Annotated in this window: 14 protein-coding genes; 10 read left to right on the top strand and 4 right to left on the bottom strand. The window is 74.9% G+C overall.

What is annotated here, in order from left to right:
* Positions 1-1,582, bottom strand: a 1,582-nt coding sequence (locus MNZ29_RS20585) for a sodium:solute symporter (RefSeq protein WP_242356548.1), incomplete at its 3' end; no start/stop codon positions are given.
* Positions 1,583-1,772: 190 nt separating this feature from the next.
* Here MNZ29_RS20585 and MNZ29_RS20580 point away from each other — a divergent pair.
* Positions 1,773-3,143, top strand: coding sequence for a tryptophanase (locus MNZ29_RS20580; RefSeq protein ID WP_242356546.1), 1,371 nt, complete (start codon positions 1,773-1,775; stop codon positions 3,141-3,143).
* Positions 3,144-3,156: 13 nt separating this feature from the next.
* Here MNZ29_RS20580 and MNZ29_RS20575 read toward each other — a convergent pair whose 3' ends face one another.
* A complete protein-coding gene (locus tag MNZ29_RS20575; RefSeq protein ID WP_242356544.1) occupies positions 3,157-3,396 on the bottom strand; it encodes a hypothetical protein in 240 nt (79 codons plus the stop codon).
* Positions 3,397-3,593: 197 nt separating this feature from the next.
* Here MNZ29_RS20575 and MNZ29_RS20570 point away from each other — a divergent pair, with 197 nt between their 5' ends.
* Positions 3,594-4,352: a YdcF family protein gene (locus MNZ29_RS20570; protein ID WP_242356542.1), complete on the top strand. Its 759-nt coding sequence runs from the start codon at positions 3,594-3,596 to the stop codon at positions 4,350-4,352.
* Positions 4,353-4,370: 18 nt separating this feature from the next.
* Here the strand turns inward: MNZ29_RS20570 and MNZ29_RS20565 are convergent, their stop codons facing one another.
* Positions 4,371-4,814, bottom strand: coding sequence for a bacteriohemerythrin (locus tag MNZ29_RS20565; RefSeq protein WP_242340715.1), 444 nt, complete (start codon positions 4,812-4,814; stop codon positions 4,371-4,373).
* A 321-nt stretch (positions 4,815-5,135) separates the two neighbouring features.
* Positions 5,136-5,918, bottom strand: coding sequence for a bifunctional hydroxymethylpyrimidine kinase/phosphomethylpyrimidine kinase (gene thiD / locus MNZ29_RS20560; RefSeq protein WP_242356540.1), 783 nt, complete (start codon positions 5,916-5,918; stop codon positions 5,136-5,138).
* Between the two features lie 114 nt (positions 5,919-6,032).
* Here thiD and MNZ29_RS20555 point away from each other — a divergent pair, with 114 nt between their 5' ends.
* The 8 genes from MNZ29_RS20555 to MNZ29_RS20520 form a co-directional block, all read left to right on the top strand.
* Positions 6,033-8,495 carry a DUF3536 domain-containing protein gene (locus MNZ29_RS20555; RefSeq protein WP_242356538.1) on the top strand — a complete coding sequence of 821 codons (2,463 nt, stop codon included), beginning with the start codon at positions 6,033-6,035 and terminating at the stop codon, positions 8,493-8,495.
* A gap of 145 nt (positions 8,496-8,640) precedes the next feature.
* Positions 8,641-9,213 (top strand): hypothetical protein, encoded by a 573-nt coding sequence (locus MNZ29_RS20550; RefSeq protein ID WP_242356537.1) that lies wholly within the window; start codon positions 8,641-8,643, stop codon positions 9,211-9,213.
* Positions 9,214-9,283: 70 nt separating this feature from the next.
* Positions 9,284-9,688: an isoaspartyl peptidase/L-asparaginase gene (locus MNZ29_RS20545; protein ID WP_242356536.1), complete on the top strand. Its 405-nt coding sequence runs from the start codon at positions 9,284-9,286 to the stop codon at positions 9,686-9,688.
* A 92-nt stretch (positions 9,689-9,780) separates the two neighbouring features.
* On the top strand, positions 9,781-10,023 hold the full coding sequence (locus MNZ29_RS20540) for a hypothetical protein (protein WP_242356534.1): 243 nt from the start codon (positions 9,781-9,783) through the stop codon (positions 10,021-10,023).
* Positions 10,020-10,841: a hypothetical protein gene (locus MNZ29_RS20535; protein ID WP_242356532.1), complete on the top strand. Its 822-nt coding sequence runs from the start codon at positions 10,020-10,022 to the stop codon at positions 10,839-10,841. Before MNZ29_RS20540 ends, MNZ29_RS20535 begins: the two co-directional genes overlap by 4 nt.
* Positions 10,842-10,905: 64 nt before the next feature.
* Positions 10,906-13,680, top strand: coding sequence for an MASE1 domain-containing protein (locus MNZ29_RS20530; RefSeq protein WP_242356530.1), 2,775 nt, complete (start codon positions 10,906-10,908; stop codon positions 13,678-13,680).
* A 66-nt stretch (positions 13,681-13,746) separates the two neighbouring features.
* Entirely contained in the window at positions 13,747-14,424 is a 678-nt protein-coding gene (locus tag MNZ29_RS20525) for an ABC transporter ATP-binding protein (RefSeq protein ID WP_242356528.1), read from the top strand.
* A gap of 3 nt (positions 14,425-14,427) precedes the next feature.
* Positions 14,428-15,597: FtsX-like permease family protein (locus tag MNZ29_RS20520; protein WP_242356526.1), on the top strand; the 1,170-nt coding region annotated here is incomplete at its 3' end.

Below are 15,597 nucleotides of genomic sequence, written 5' to 3'. Positions count from 1 at the left end.
CCGCCGCGCGCGCGTCGCCGTCCAGGCCCGCCTCCGCGGGCGCGCCCGCGAGGCCGGCCTCGTCCCCGAACGCGCGCGCGACGCGGGCGGCCTCGGGGGCGCGGCCGAGCACGCTCACCAGCGGCAGGACGGCGAGGGGCACGAGGGTCGCGATCGCGCCGGCGAGGGGGACGCCGTCGGGGCCCCAGGCCGGGAAGAGCACGAAGGCCGCCGCGAGACCCGCGGCGATCGCGGCCCAGGCCCCCGCCCGCGTCGCGCGCCGCCAGAAGAGGCCGTAGACGAAGGGCGCGAGGAACACCGCCGAGAGCGTGCCCCAGCTCATCACCATGAGGTTCACGATGACCGCTGGCTTCGCGAGCGCGATGGCGAGCGAGAGCCCCACGAACACCGCGCAGAGCCCGCGCAGCACCGCCATCTGGTGCCGCGGCGTGCGCTCCCGGCCGGCGATCGCGCCGTAGAGGTCGATGCCGATCGCCGAGCTGGAGACGAGCACGAGCGACGACAGGCTCGACATCGACGCCGAGAAGACCATGAGCACGATCACCAGCACGAGCGCCTCGGGCAGCCCGGAGGTCGTGATGAAGTGCGGCATGATCTTGTCCCAGATCGGCCCGGACGGCCCCATGAGCTCGGGCGGCAGGCGCGCCCCGTAGCGGAGGTGCGTGAGCGCCCCGCTGTAGTACGCGCCGAAGGCCATGAAGAGGGCGAAGACGCCGGCGATGACGAGCGCGCGGCTGACGTCGGCGCGCGAGCGGATCGAGTAGAACTTCTGGACCATCTGCGGGAGCGCCCAGGGCCCGAGGCTCGTGATGAGCACGAGCGCGGCGAGCGTGAGCCAGCCGGGCACGGCGAGCGCGAGCGGCGTCCCCGCACCGACGTGCTTCACCGCGACGAGCCCGGGCGCCATCGCGGCGGGATCCCCGAGGAGCCGCCGCGTGGCCTCGACGAAGCCCCCGGCCTCCGGGCGGTGCGCGAGCAGCCACACCATGATCATCACGCCTGCGAACTCGACGATGCCGCGCAGGAAGTCGCTCACCGCGACGGCGAAGTAGCCGCCCATCACGAGGTACACGGCCGTGATGGCGGTGAGGAGGTAGAGCGCCGTCTCGTAGCGGATGTGGAGCGTCAGCTCGAACAGGTACGAGAGCCCCATCAGCACGGACGCGGAGTAGGGGACGAGGAACACGAAGACCACGAGCGCCGCGACGATCTGGAGCGCGCGCGAGCCGTACCGCGCCGCCAGGAGCTGCGGCATGGTGATCGCGTCGAGCCGCGCCGTCATCTCGCGCGTGCGGGCGGCGAGGAGCCTCCAGGCGAGGACCGTCCCGACCACGACGTTGCCGAGGACGATCCAGAGCGTGTGGATCCCGAAGCCCCAGCCGAGCTTGCCGGCGTAGCCGATGAACAGCACCGCCGAGAAGTAGGTCGTCCCGTAGGCGAACGCGCTCATCCACGGCCCGAGGCTGCGGCCGCCGATGAAGAAGTCGTGCACGTCGCGCGTGCGGCGCATGGCGAGCCAGCCGACGGCGAGCATCGCGACCACGTACGCGACGACGATCCCCACGTAGACCCAGGAAGGCATGCCCCGCATGGTAGTCGGGCGACACTCATCCGTGAACACCCGGTGAGCGGGGGAGGGATGCCGGCGGGAGCTATGCTCCGCGGCGCAGGGGCGCAGCCCCGGCGAAGGGGCGCCGGACGACGGGCCGATTCGCGAATCACGCGGCGAGGTCGTCCAGCTCGGCAGCACACCACGGCGGGAGGTTCATCGCGTGCCACGCACCATCATCGAGCCGTTCCGGATCAAGTCCGTCGAGCCCATCCGCATGACCACGCGGGAGGAGCGGGCGCGCCTGCTCGAGGCGGCGCACCTCAACCCGTTCAACCTGCGGGCCGAGGACGTGCTCCTCGACTTCCTCACCGACTCCGGCACCGGTGCGATGTCGGCGCACCAGTGGGCGGCGCTCGTCGAGGGGGACGAGAGCTACGCCGGGGCCCGGAGCTTCTTCCGCTTCGAGCGGGCGGTGCAGGAGCTCACCGGCTACCCGCACGTCATCCCCACGCACCAGGGCCGCGCGTCGGAGCGGATCCTGTTCTCGGTCGCGACGAAGCCGGGCGACGTCGTCCCCTCGAACACGCACTTCGACACGACCCGCGCGAACCTCGAGTACGACGGCGTCGAGCCGCTCGACCTCGTGGTGCCCGAGGGGCTCGAGCCGAGGAGCCGCCACCCGTTCAAGGGGAACATCGATCTCGGCAAGGTCGAGCGCCTGCTCGCGGAGCGCGCGGACCGGGTGCCGTTCGGCATGATCACCCTCACGAACAACTCGGGCGGCGGACAGCCCGTCTCGCTGGAGAACGTCCGCGCCTACGCGGCGCTGCTCCGCAGGCACGGCAAGCCGCTCGTGCTCGACGCCTGCCGCTTCGCCGAGAACGCCATGTTCGTGAAGCTGCGCGAGCCCGGCCAGGCGGACCGCACGCCCCGCGAGATCGCGCGGGAGATCTTCTCGCTCGCCGACGGCTGCCTCGTGTCGGCCAAGAAGGACGGGCTCGCCAACATCGGCGGCTTCATCGCGCTGCGGGACGAGCGCTGGGTGGAGGCGGCGCGGAACCTCCTCATCCTGACGGAGGGGTTCCCCACCTACGGCGGCCTCGCCGGGCGGGACCTCGAGGCGATCGCCGTCGGGCTCGAGGAGGTCCTGCACGAGGACTACCTCCGCTACCGGCTCCGCACCGCCGAGTACCTCGGCGAGAAGCTCCTCGCCGCGGGCGTCGCCATCGTGGAGCCCACCGGCGGCCACGCCGTCTACCTCGACGCGCGGAGCTTCCTCCCGCACCTCTCGCCCGCCGACTATCCGGCCTGGTCGCTCTCGGCCGCGCTCTACCTGGAGGGCGGCATCCGCGGCGTGGAGATCGGCTCGGTCATGTTCGGCAAGCGGCTCGACGACGGCTCCGAGACCTACCACCCGCTCGAGCTGGTGCGGCTCGCCTTCCCGCGCCGGGTCTACACCCAGAGTCACTTCGACTACGCGGCCGAGGTGATCTGCGAGCTCAAGGCGAAGGCGCGCGAGGTGCGCGGGGTGCGCTTCACCCACCAGGCGAAGTACCTCCGCCACTTCACGGCGGAGTTCCGCTGGGCGTGAGCCGGGCGGGGCGCTACTTCGGGACCTTCCGGTCGAACTCCCGCACGTCCTCCGCCGTGGGCGCGCCGCTCGCGTCGGTCTCCTGGGCCGGCGGCGCGGCGAGAGCGGGCCTCGCCGGCTCCGCCGCCGCGGCGAGCGGGATCGCCGGCGGGATGAGGCGCGTCTCGGGCTCGCGCGGCTTCGAGCAGGCGGACGCCGCCGCGATGGCGGCGAGCAGGGTGACGGGGACGAGCGGCAGGTAGATGCGGGACATCGGGGCTCCTCGGTGCTGCGGGTTCGAGGCACGCGAGTGCAGCCGGCGTGCCCGCGCGAGAAGCCTCACGCGGACGGGCGAATCGGCGTGCGGTGGACGGTGGGACACGGCCGGCGTGTCCTCACGCCCACGGCCGCCGTTCCCCGGGCAGGGCGACGCCGTCGAGGGCGCGGATCGGGTATTCATGGCGCCGTCACGTGTTCCTCTCCCTCTCCAAGCTCCTCGACCTCGCGGTCGCGCCCCTCACCTGGAACCTGGTCCTGCTCCTCGGCGCGGCCCTCCTCCACCGCCGCCCGCGCGCGCCGTGGGCGCTCGGGCTCGCCGCGGTCGCAGTGCTCGTCGCGCCGTCGCTCGCGCCGGTGGCCAACGGGATCCAGCGCTTCGCGGAGGCGGGCGCCGAGCGCACCTTCCGCCCCGAGGTCGTCTACGACGCCGCCATCGTGCTCGCCGGGCAGGTGGACGCCGACGCGTCGCGGGAGAGCGGCGAGACCGAGCTCCAGGACGCGGTCGACCGCGTGCTGCGCGGGCTCGAGCTCTGGCGGGCGGGGCGGGTCCGGCACCTCCTCCTCTCCGGCAGTCCGGTCGAGCTGGCGCCGGGCGAGCCGTCCGAGGCGGAGCGGCTGCGCGACGCGCTCGTCCGGTGGGGCGTGCCCGCAGCGGCGATCGTGATCGACCCGCGCAGCCGCAACACGCGCGAGAACGCCATCGAGTCCGCGCGCCTCGTCGCGGCCCACGGGTTTCGCTCGCTCCTCCTCGTCACGAGCGCCGCGCACGTGCCTCGCGCGCTCGGCTGCTTCCGCGCCGTCGGCCTGTCACCGGACGTGTTGCCGGTCGACCGGCGGGCGGGGCGGGGCGGGAGCTGGCTGCCGCGGGCGGGCGCGCTCGCGCAGAGCACGAAGGCCCTGCACGAGCTCGCGGGGAGGGTGGTCTACCGCCTCGCCGGCTACAGCCGGTGAGGCGAGAGATCGCGCGCGCTACGCGACGCGGTCGGCGGCGACGCGTGCGGTGAGCGCGGGCGCGGCGCGCGAGGGGGCGAGCGAGGCGAGATCGCCGTGCGTGCGGGCGACGTGGATGTCGATCCAGCGCGGCAGCCAGGAGGTGAAGCGGACCTCCTGCAGCGCGACGAGGCCCCGCCGCGTGACGCTGTCCACGAGCTCGTCGAGGTCGGAGAGGAAGCGCTCGTGCTCGTGCGCGTGGCGCGCGAGGCTCCTCGCGCCGGCCTGGCGGAGCTTCGCCTCCTCCTCGATGAACTGGGCCTCGGCGGCGACCCGCAGCAGCTCGAGTCTCGTCACCGCCTCGTCCACGCGTCCGGCGCGCACGGTCTCTACGAGGCGATTGGTGCGGTGCAGGAGATCGCGCTGCTTCGCGTCGATCGAGTCGATCCCAACCGCGTGACCCGAGTGCCACTGAATCCACATGAGGCGCGCCTCCTGCCGTGGGAGCTCCGGTGCGTCGGAGCCGTGTTTCGAGTGGAAAGGTCTCGCGAATTACCACGTCGGCCCCATGCGGCGCGAGGCCGCACCCGAGATTTCTAGACATCGCGCTCGAACCGCCGTGTTCCCGCGGGTCTCGCGATCTAGACCGCAATACTCGGCAATGCGCTCGATTCGAGAGTCGGTAGAAGACCGCTCCGCTCGATCTCGGAGATCCTGGCGGGCGGCCGAGCGAGCGATCTGGGTGTAGCACGTACGGTGAACCACCTCCCTCGCCCGTTCATCACGGAGGGTGAGGTGCGCGGCTCACCGCAGTGGGTGCAGGTGGTCGACGACGCCGCGGCCCCGCCCGACGGCGTAGGACCGCCTGAGCCCCTCCGTCAGGTAGGCCTTCGCGGCGCGCACCGCGTCGAGCAGCCCGTCGCCGAGCGCCAGGCGCGCGCAGATCGCCGCGGAGAGGGTGCAGCCGGTGCCGTGCGTGTTCTCGGTCTCGACGCGCGCCGCAGGCAGCTCGATGATGTCCTCGCCGTCGAAGAGCACGTCGACCGGGTCGCCCTCGAGCGCCCCGCCCTTCACGAGCACGGCCCGCGCGCCGAGCGCGGCGAGGTCGCGCGCGGCGGCGCGCATGGCGCGGACGTCGCGAACCGGGCGCCCGAGCAGCGCGGCGGCCTCGTGCAGGTTCGGCGTGACGAGCGTCGCGCGCGGGAACAGGCGCTCGACGTAGGCGCGCTCGGCCGCCGCGTCGAGCAGCGCGTCGCCGCTCTTCGCGATCATGACCGGATCCACCACGAGCGGTCCCAGCGGCAGCCGCGCCGCCGCCTCGGCGACGGCCGCGATGATCCCCGCGTTCGCGAGCATTCCGGTCTTCGTCGCGGCGACCTGCATGTCGGTCGCGACCGCCTCGATCTGCGCCACCACCATGGCGGGCTCGAGCGCCACCCAGGCCGTGACGCCGATCGAGTTCTGCGCGGTGACGGCGGTGAGCGCCGAGGTGCCGTGGAGGCGGTGGGCTGCGAACGTGCGGAGGTCCGCCTGGACGCCGGCGCCGCCTCCGGAGTCGGAGCCGGCGATGGTGAGGGCCACCTTCATGGCGCGGCAACATAACCGAAAGCCCCCGCCCGGGCGGGCCCATGTCGGCGGCCCGCCCGCCCGCGGCCCACCGGGGGGCGGGGCCCGGGGTCCGGGCGCGCCTAACATGCAGCGGTGACGCGCCGCTTCCTCTGCCTGCACGGCCACTTCTACCAGCCGCCGCGCGAGAACCCCTGGATCGAGGCCATCGAGGTCCAGGACTCCGCCGAGCCGTTCCACGACTGGAACGAGCGGATCGCCGTCGAGTGCTACGCGCCGAACGGCGCGGCGCGCCTCAAGAGCGCGGAAGACCGCATCGTCGACATCGTCAACAACTACGTCCACCTGTCGTTCAACTTCGGCCCGACCCTGCTCGCGTGGCTCGAGCGCGAGCGGCCGGACGTTCACGCGCGCGTCGTCGAGGCGGATCAGAAGAGCGTCGATCGGCGCGCGCACGGGAACGCGCTCGCGCAGGGCTACAACCACGCGATCCTCCCGCTGGCGTCGCCGCGCGATCGACGCACGCAGATCCGCTGGGGCATCGCCGACTTCCGCCGCCGCTTCGGGCGCGCGCCGGAGGGCTTCTGGCTGCCCGAGACGGCCGCGGACACGCCCACGCTCGAGGCGCTCGCGGAGGAGGGGATCCGCTACACCGTGCTCTCGCCCTACCAGGCGCGGCGCGTGCGTCCGCCGGGCGGCGCGTGGCTGGACGCGACGGACGCGCGCTTCGATCCCACCCGGCCCTATCGCGTGCGCGCGGGGCAGCGCGAGCTCGCCGTGTTCTTCTACGACGGGCACATCGCCCGCGACCTCGCCTTCGGCGACGCGCTCTCGTCCCCCGACGCCCTCATCCGCCGCCTCGAGGGCGGCTTCGATCCCGGCCGCGCGCACGACGAGATCCTCACCATCGCCTTCGACGGCGAGACGCTCGGCCACCACAAGAAGGGCGGGGACGAGGTCCTGGCGGCGGCGCTGCGCCTCCTCGGCCGGCGCGACGACCTCGAGCTCGTGAACCTGGGGCAGGCGCTCGACCGGATGGAGCCGGAGTGGGAGGCGGAGATCGCGGAGGGCTCGTCCTGGAGCTGCGCGCACGGGATCGAGCGGTGGCGCTCCGACTGCGGCTGCAACGCGGGGGCCGAGCCGGGCTGGACGCAGGCGTGGCGCGCGCCGCTGCTCGCCGCGCTCGAGACGCTGCGCGCAGCGCTCGGCGACGTGTTCGAGCGCGAGGCCGCGGCCCTGCTCACCGATCCCTGGGGCGCGCGCGACCGGTACGTCGAGGTCGTGCTCGATCCGGATCGGCGCGAGGCGGACGAGTTCCTGCGCCGCGAGGCGGGGCGGCCGCTCGGGGCCGACGAGACGGTGAAGGCGCTCCGCCTCCTGGAGATGCAGCGGCAGGCGCTCCTCATGTTCACGAGCTGCGGCTGGTTCTTCGCGGAGCTCTCCGGGATCGAGACGGTCCAGGTGATGAAGTACGCGGCGCGCGCGATCCAGCTGGTCCGCGACGCGTCCGGCGTGGACCTCGAGCCCGCGTTCGTCGAGGCGCTCGCGCGCGCCCCGTCCAACGTCCCCGCCCTCGGCGACGGGCGGCGGGTCTACGAGAGCCTCGTCCGCCCCAGCGTGGCGTCGCTCGAGGGCGTCGGGGCGCACCTCGCCATCGCGAGCACGGTGCGCGAGCTGCCTCCGGACGGTCAGCTGTTCTGCTTCCGCTACCGGCTCGACTCTGCGCGCCGGGCGCAGTCCGGGCCCGCGACGCTCGCCGTCGGGCGGATGCACCTCGAGAGCGTCATCACGCGAGAGGCCGTCGACGCGCTGTACTGCGTCGTCCACTTCGGCGCGGCGGACTTCCGCTGCGGGCTCGTGCCGTACCCGGGCGCCGAGGCGCAGGCGGAGGTCGAGCGGATCCTCTTCGCGCAGCTCGAGCGCATCTCCTTCGCCCGGCTCCTGCGCGAGGTGGATCGCGCGTTCCCGGGGCGCGACTACGCCCTGCGCGACCTGTTCCTCGACGAGCGCCGCCGCGTGGCGGGCGTGCTGCTCGAGGGGACGATGCGCCGGTACGAGGACGACTACCTGCGGGTGTTCGAGGACAACCGGCGGCTCATGGAGTTCCTGCGGGAGATCGACTCGCCGGTGCCGACGCCGCTCAGGGTCGCCGCGGACGTGACGCTCACCCGCCGCATCCTCGACGTCACGACCCGCGCGCGGGCGGGCGCGGTGAGCATCGAGGAGGGGATCGCCGAGCTCCTCGCGACCGTCCAGCTCGCCAGCGCGCTGGGCGCGCACTTCGACGTCGTGAGGGTTCGCCGCGAGGTCGAGGAGCTCGTGCGGACGCGCCTCGAGGCGCTCGTCGCGGGGCGCGGCGGTCCGGCGCGCGCAGACGAGCTCATCGCGATCCTCGAGCTCGCGCGGCGCGTCGGGCTCTGGCTCGACCTCTGGGAGCCGCAGAACCGCTTCTGGGAGTGGGCGGGCACGCGCGGGATCACGCTCGACCGGGAGCGGACCGCCCGGCTCGCGCGGCGGCTCTGGTTCGACGAGCGGACGCTCCTCCTCCGCGCCGGGTACGCCCCGCGCCGGACCGAGGCGCCGCCCGCGCTCCGCTGATCCCGCCGCGAGGCCGCTCGCGCCGGCGCCTGGGCGACCACATCGCCTCCGTCCGTCCCACCACGGCGAGCGTCGCGCTCGCGCCGCCCCCGTGTAGAATCCGCCGCCCGGCGACTCCTCGCCGGCGGCAGGAGGCACGAGGCGCATGACGAAGACGGAGCGGACGGTCGCGCTGTACGTGGCGGCGAGCATCACGGGTGCGCTCGCCCTCGCGCTCCTCCAGGCGATCGCGGGGGGCGTGCTCACCCGGGCGCTGGAGCTGTCCGAGGACTCGATCTGGCGCGGCCTCGGCGTGGCGCGGTTCGGCCTCTTCAAGCTCGGGCTCTTCTTCGCGGTGTTCGGCGTCCTCTGGCTCGTGCTGCGCGGCGAGAGCCTCGCGCGGCGCGTCGGCGCCGGGCTCCTCGCCACCGCCGTGCTCGGGTGGGTCGGGAAGGAGCTGGTGTTCGCGGATCGCGGTCTCGCCGCGCTCTACGTGCTGCTCGGCCTCGCGGCCACGCTCGCGTCCGCGTTCGAGGCCTGGCGCCGGTGGGCGGCGGCGGGTGTCCTCGGGCTCGTGGTCGCCGCGACGGCGCTCGCCTCGCAGGGCGACTCGCTCGTCGAGGGCCGGAACTTCTTCGCCGCGATCGTGGTGGGCGTGCTCTTCTGCGCGCCGGCGATCGCCTGGGTGACCGCGACGGGCGAGGCGGTCGACCGCGCCGGCGTGGCGCTCGATCGCTGAGGCCAGCTCGCCCCGCCCCGGACCAACCCACCGTTGATTCCCGGCGTCTTCGGGGAGACGATGCGCGGGCATGACGACGCTCGTCGCGCTGACCGCCGTGCTCCTCGCGTCCGGCCCCGTGCCGGCCGCGCCGGCAGAGCCTCCCCCGCCCGCGCCGCCGGCTTCTCCGGCCACGCGCGCACCGCCCGCCGTCGTGGACCACGGCGGCGCGGGGAGCGCGCGCGTCCGGATGATGGACGGGGCGACGGGTGGGTTCGGGGCGGTGGCGGCCATCGAGCGGGTGAAGAACCCGGTGCTCGTCGCGCGCAAGGTGCTCGAGACGCCGCACCTCCTCATCATGGGCGACGGCGCGACGCGGTTCGCCCGCGCCATGGGTTCCCGGGATCACGACCCCGTCTGCCCGGAGAGCCGCGCTCGCTACGAGGCGTTCGACCGCCGCTACCGCGAGAACATGGCCTGGAGCGTGGCCCGGTGAGCGCGTCCGCGCCGGCGAGGAACGCGCCGTCACGAAACCGTCACACTTCACGGCCTTTGCCTGGCGCACCGCGCGGGTCTAGGCTGCGCGCCGTGCCGGGGGGCAAGTCTAGGGGAGACGTCATCGCGACGGCGCTCGCGAGGTGGATCGGGCCAGACACGGCCCGCGCCGTGGTGCGTACGTTCTCCGATCGCGTGCTCGGCCTGAGACCGGACGAGATCGGCCCCGCTGACGTGCCGCGGCTCCTCGAGTCGCTCCGCCCCATGCTGCGAACGCTGCTCGGGCAGGGGCCAGCGGAGCACGTCCTCGCCGAGCTCGAGGAGGCGCTCCGGTGAGCATGCGCTACGGATGGCTCGCCGCGATCCCCGTCGCGGGCGCCCTCGCGGTCGCCGCGCTCGCGCTGACGACCGGAAGGGAACCCGAGCTCTGGTTCGCGACCCAGCTCGTCACCCAGTCGCTCGCGACCGTCGGGTGCCTGGCCGCCGCCGCGGCGTTCGAGCGGCGTGACTTCATGTTCCGCGCCTGGCTCCTGTCGGCCGTGTCGTTCCTCCTGCCGGTGGTGAACAAGCTCACCACGGGCCCGCACGGCGACTGGCTCGTGGGCCCCGAGCCGGCCTGGCTTCAGGTCGGCTACATCCTCGCGGTGAACGTCGCCGCCGTCGGCAGCGCGCTCCTCTTCGTCGCCGCCTTCTTCCGCGCGGGGCTCGCGCTCACCGGCTCGCGGGTGCAGGGCGCGCTCGACGGCGCCGCGGTCTTCGTCGTGGGGCTCGGGCTGGGGATCCCCACCCTCCTGCGCGACGCCGCCGACGCGCTCGTCGCGGGCGGCGCCTCGCAGGCGTTCTTCGACGCGGTCTCGGTCGCGGGCGACGTCATCTGCTTCGTGCTGGTCGCGCCGCTGTTCCGGATCGCGCGGCAGTTCCGCGGCGGCGCGCTGCAGTGGCCCTGGGGGCTGCTCGCCGCCTCCAACCTGTGCTGGCTCTTCTACGACGCGGCGGCGACCGGCGCGCGGGTCGCGGGCTCGGACGCGCTTCACTCCGTGAGCGAGGTGGTGCTCGCGCTCGCGAGCCTCAGCGCGCTCTCGGCGGCGCTCGCCCACCGGCAGGTCGTCGCGGACTCCCGCCGCGCTCCCGCGCCCTCGCGCTCCGAGCCGTGACCGGGACGCGGGCGGGAGGCGCCCGTGTCACGGAGCGCACTTTCCTGATAGCGTAAGTCGCCCGATGACGCGCCCCGTTCACCCGGGCGTCGGAGGGGACCCGCCGCCTTCCCAGAACGGCGTCGTCCTCGGCCGCGCCGTCGCCTTCTTCGTCGCGTACCTCCTCCTCTGCAGAGCGGGGGACGCCTTCTCGGCCTACCCGGGCGCGTTCGCGACCTACTGGCCGCCGGTCGGGCTGCTCGCGGGTGCCCTCCTCCTGGGCGGTCGCGGTCGCGAGCGGCTCGCGCTCGCCGGCGCCGCGATCGCGGCCGAGATCGTCGCGAGCGGCGCGACCGGCCGCAGCGCCGCCCTCGTCACCGTCAACGTCGTGGTGGACCTCCTCGACGCCGCCCTCGCGGCGGCGCTCGTGTCGAGGCTCGCCGGACCGCGGCGGCCGACGGCCAGCGTGCGCGGCGTCGCCGCCCTCGTGCTGCTCGGGGCGCTCGCTGCGCCGCTCGCGCCGTCCGCGCTGGGCGCGGCGAGCGCCATGGCGCACTACGGCTGGTCGGGGACGGTGCAGTTCCTCCACGTGTGGCGGGCCTGGTGGACGGGCGACGCGCTCGGGATCCTGGTGTTCGCGCCGCTCGTCGTGTCCTGGATGCCCGGCCGGCGGCGGCTGCGCCCGCTCGCCCTCTCGCGCGCGGTCGAGGCCGCCGTCGTGGCCGCAGCGCTGGGCGGGTCGGCGGTGCTCGTCTTCGCGGGCGGCACGCGGCTCGAGCGGAGCTACCTCCTCCTGCCGCCGCTCGTCTGGGCGGGCTCGCGCTTCGGCGTGCGAGGCGCGTCGGCCGGCGCGGCGATCGTGTCGCTCGTCGGCGCCGGGCTCACCTCCCGGACGCGCTTCCTCGATCCGAGCACCACGATCACGGCGGCGGACGTGCAGGTGCAGCTGCTCGTGTTCATCGCGGTGGCGACCGCCCTCGTGCTCGGCGCAGCGCTCGCGGAGCGAGAGCGCACGCTCTCCGCGCTCGCGGAGAGCGAGGCCCGCTTCGACGCGTTCCTGCGCCACACCCCGGCCGTCATCTTCATCAAGGATGCCCAGGGCCGGGTCGTGACCGGGAACCCGAGCTTCGCCCGGGCGCACGGCCTCGGACTGGACGAGCTCCAGGGCAGGTCGGCCGCGGAGATGTTTTCACCGACCGTCGCGCAGCGGGTGGCGGCCGTGGACCGGGCCGTCCTCGAGAACGGGGAGATCGGGCGCGAGGAGATGGAGCTGTCCGGTCGCTCCTTCGTGGCGCTCAAGTTCCGCATGCCTCGCGGCGAGGAGGCTCCGCTGCTCGGCGGGGTGGCGCTCGACGTGACGGACCTCCGCCGCGCCGAGCGTGCCTTGCGCCTCGCGCAGACGGCGCTCGAGCGCGGCTACGCCCCCGTTCTCATCCTCGATCCGGGGGGCCGCATCACCTACGCGAACGACGCGGCGCAGCGGCTCTTCGGGCGCGGGGCCGCGGAGCTCGTAGGCCGTGCGGTGTGGGACGTGGACGGCGGCTTCGCCGAGGCGGGCTGGCCGGCGCGCTGGGAGGAGATCCGGACGCACGGCGCGGCGGTGCTCGACGGGACGGTCCGCCGGCCGGAGGGCCGCGCCGACGCGGAGGTGGGCCTCTCGCACCTCGCCTTCGACGGCGCGGAGTACGCCATCTACACCGCCCGCGACCTCACGGACCGGCGCCGCGCCGAGGCGGCCGAGCGGCTCGCGGCGGTGGGGACGCTCGCCGCGGGGATGGCGCACGAGATCAACAACCCGCTCACCTTCGTCTCTGCGAACCTCGGCTGCGCGCGCGAGGCCCTCGGGGCGCGCGCGGGCGAGCCGGAGGTGTCCGAGGCGCTCCAGGCGCTCGACGACGCCGCGGAGGGGACGCGACGCATCGCGCGCATCATCCGCGATCTCGGGATCGTCTCCCGCTCGCGGCGGGACGGCCGCCGGCCGATCGACGTGCGCGACGAGATCGCGGGGGCCGCGAAGCTCGCCGAGCACGAGATCCGCCACCGCGCGCGCCTCGTGCTGCGGCTCGATCCGGTGCCGCCGGTCCTCGCGTCCGAGTTCCAGGTGGGTCAGGTGGTGCTGAATCTGCTCGTCAACGCCGCGCACGCGATCCCGGAGGGCGACGCCGCCGCGAACGAGATCCGCGTGACCTGCCGCGCCGGTCCCGGCGGGGAGGCCGTCCTGGAGGTCTCGGACACCGGCGCCGGCATCCCGGCGGAGCTGGGGCGACGGGTGTTCGAGCCGTTCTTCACGACGAAGCCGCCGGGCCAGGGCACCGGGCTCGGCCTCTCCGTCTGCCACGGGATCGTGACCGGGCTCGGCGGGAGGATCGAGCTCGAGAGCGAGCCGGGCAGGGGGGCCCTGTTCCGGGTCGTCCTCCCGGGGGCATCGGAGGCCCGCCCCCCCGAGCCGTCCTCCCCGTCCGCCGGGCACGCCGAGCGCGCGCGCATCCTCGTCGTGGACGACGAGCCGCTCATCGGGAGCACAGTCCGGCGGGTCCTCGCCGGTCACGACGTGGACTGCATGACCGACGCACGCGCCGCCCTCGCGCGCCTCGCGGGCGGCGAGCGCTTCGACGTGGTCCTGTGCGATCTGATGATGCCGGACCTCACCGGCATGGATCTCCACGAGGCGCTGGCGCGCGCGGCGCCCGACGCGGCCACTCGGATGGTGTTCATCACAGGGGGCGCGTTCACGGACCGGGCCCGGCGCTTCCTCGAGGCGAGCGGGCTGCCGCGAGTCGAGAAGCCGTTCGCGCCCGCGGTCCTCCGCGAGGTGGTGGGCGCGCTGCTCGCCCGCGAGCAGGTCCGCCGCGCCGGGTGACCCGCCGCCGGCCCGCGGCGGAAAGGCTCGCGCGGCTCGGGGCGCGGCGGCATGGGTGAGGGTGGGATGGAGCCGATCGTCACGTTTCGTGAAGTGGCCCGGGAGTACCGCACCGCGGGCGGGGCGGTGCTCCGCGCCCTGCGGGGCGTGTCCGGGGAGGTGCCCGCCGGCCGGATCGTGGCGGTCACCGGCCGGAGCGGCTCCGGGAAGTCCACGCTGCTCCACCTCGCCGCCGGCATCGACGCTCCCACCTCGGGCGAGGTCGTCCTGCTCGGCCGGCCGCTCGCTGCGCTGTCCGATCGCGAGCGGACTCGGCTCCGGCGCGACCACGTCGGGCTCGTGTTCCAGTTCTTCCACCTCTTGCCCCACCTCTCGGTGGAGGAGAACGTGCTCGTGCCCGCGCTCGTCGCGGGGGATCCGCTCCGCGAGGCCGCGGCCCGTGCCCGCGGCCTGCTCGCGCGCGTGGGCCTCGAGGCCCGCGCCGGGGACGCGGTCCAGAAGCTCTCCGGCGGGGAGATGCAGCGCGTCGCGCTCTGCCGGGCGCTGCTCCGGCGGCCGCGCCTCCTCCTCGCGGACGAGCCCACGGGGAACCTCGACGAGGAGAGCGGCGAGCGCGTCATGGAGCTCCTGCTCGGGCTCGCCCGCGGCGAGGGGAGCGCCGTGCTCTTCGCGACGCACAGCCGCGAGCTCGCCGCCCGCGCCGACGAGACCTGGACCCTCCACTCCGGCCTCAGGGAGCCCTGAGCCATGAGGCGCTACCTCGTGCGCGCCGTCGGGAAGGAGCTGCGCGCCGCGCGCGCGCTGTTCCTCCTCGCCGTCGCCGGGGTGGCCCTGGGCGTCGGCTCGGTGCTCTCCATCCAGCTCCTCAACCGGAGCGCCCTCGGGGCGTTCGCCGGGTCCGTGCGCGCGGTCTCCGGGGAGGCGGACCTCTCCGTGCTGGGCTGGGCGGGGTTCCTCGACGAGCGGCTCCTCGACGAGGTGCTCGCCGTCCCGGGCGTCGCAGCCGCCATCCCGCTCTGGCGCGCGGAGGCGGCGGTGGACGGCCGCGCGGACGCGAGCCTCGAGCTCGTCGGCGCGGATCTCCTCCAGGCCGCAGTGCGGGCCCCGTGGCGGCTCCCCGAGGGGGAGCTCGGCGAGGCGCTCACGCGGAGGGGTTGGGTGGCCGTCACGCCCGCCCTCGCCGCGGAGCTGGGCTGGCGCGTGGGCGACCGGATCCCGGTGTCGCTCGGCTCGAGGCGCGCGACGCTCGTCGTCGGCGCCCTGGTGGACCTGCAGCGCATCGCGCCGCTCGCCAGCCGGCGGCTCGCGGTGATGGACCTCGCCCAGGCCCAGGCGCTCCTCGGCGAGCGCGGGAGGATCCACCAGCTCGACGTGCGCGCCGCGGAGGGGGTCGCGCCGGAGGCGCTCCGCGCGAGGCTCGAGGCCCGCCTCGGCGGGCGCGCCCGGGTGCTCACGCCCGAGCAGCGCACCGCGGAGGCCGAGGGGCTCCTCGCCGCGTTCCGCCTGAACCTCACGGCCCTCTCGCTCGTCTCGCTCCTCGTGGGCGGCTTCCTCGTCTACGCCTCGGTGCGGGCCTCGCTCGCGCGCCGGCGCGAGGAGCTCGGCGTCCTGCGCGCCGTGGGCGCGACCCGCGCGCAGGTCCTCCGGCTCGTGCTCGCCGAGGCGGCGCTCCTCGGCGTCGCGGGCACCGCGGCGGGCATCCCGCTCGGCTGGCTCGCAGCGCGCGCGAACGTGGCGGCCGTGAGCGGCACCATCCGCAGCCTGTACCTGCTCGAGGGGATCGAGGCCGTGACCGTCGGCCCCGGCCTCGTCCTGCTCGCGGTCGCGACCGGCGTCGCGGGCGCGGTGGCGGGTGCGCTCGGGCCGGCGCTCGACGCGAGCCGGGAGGATCCGCGCGCGCTCCTCGCCTCGATCACG

Origin of the sequence: Anaeromyxobacter sp. SG64 (genome assembly GCF_022690745.1) — a bacterium.
In the GTDB taxonomy this organism is placed as follows: domain Bacteria; phylum Myxococcota; class Myxococcia; order Myxococcales; family Anaeromyxobacteraceae; genus Anaeromyxobacter; species Anaeromyxobacter soli.
Note: the sequence above shows the minus strand (reverse complement) of the source record. Positions and strands in the feature narration are given on the sequence as shown.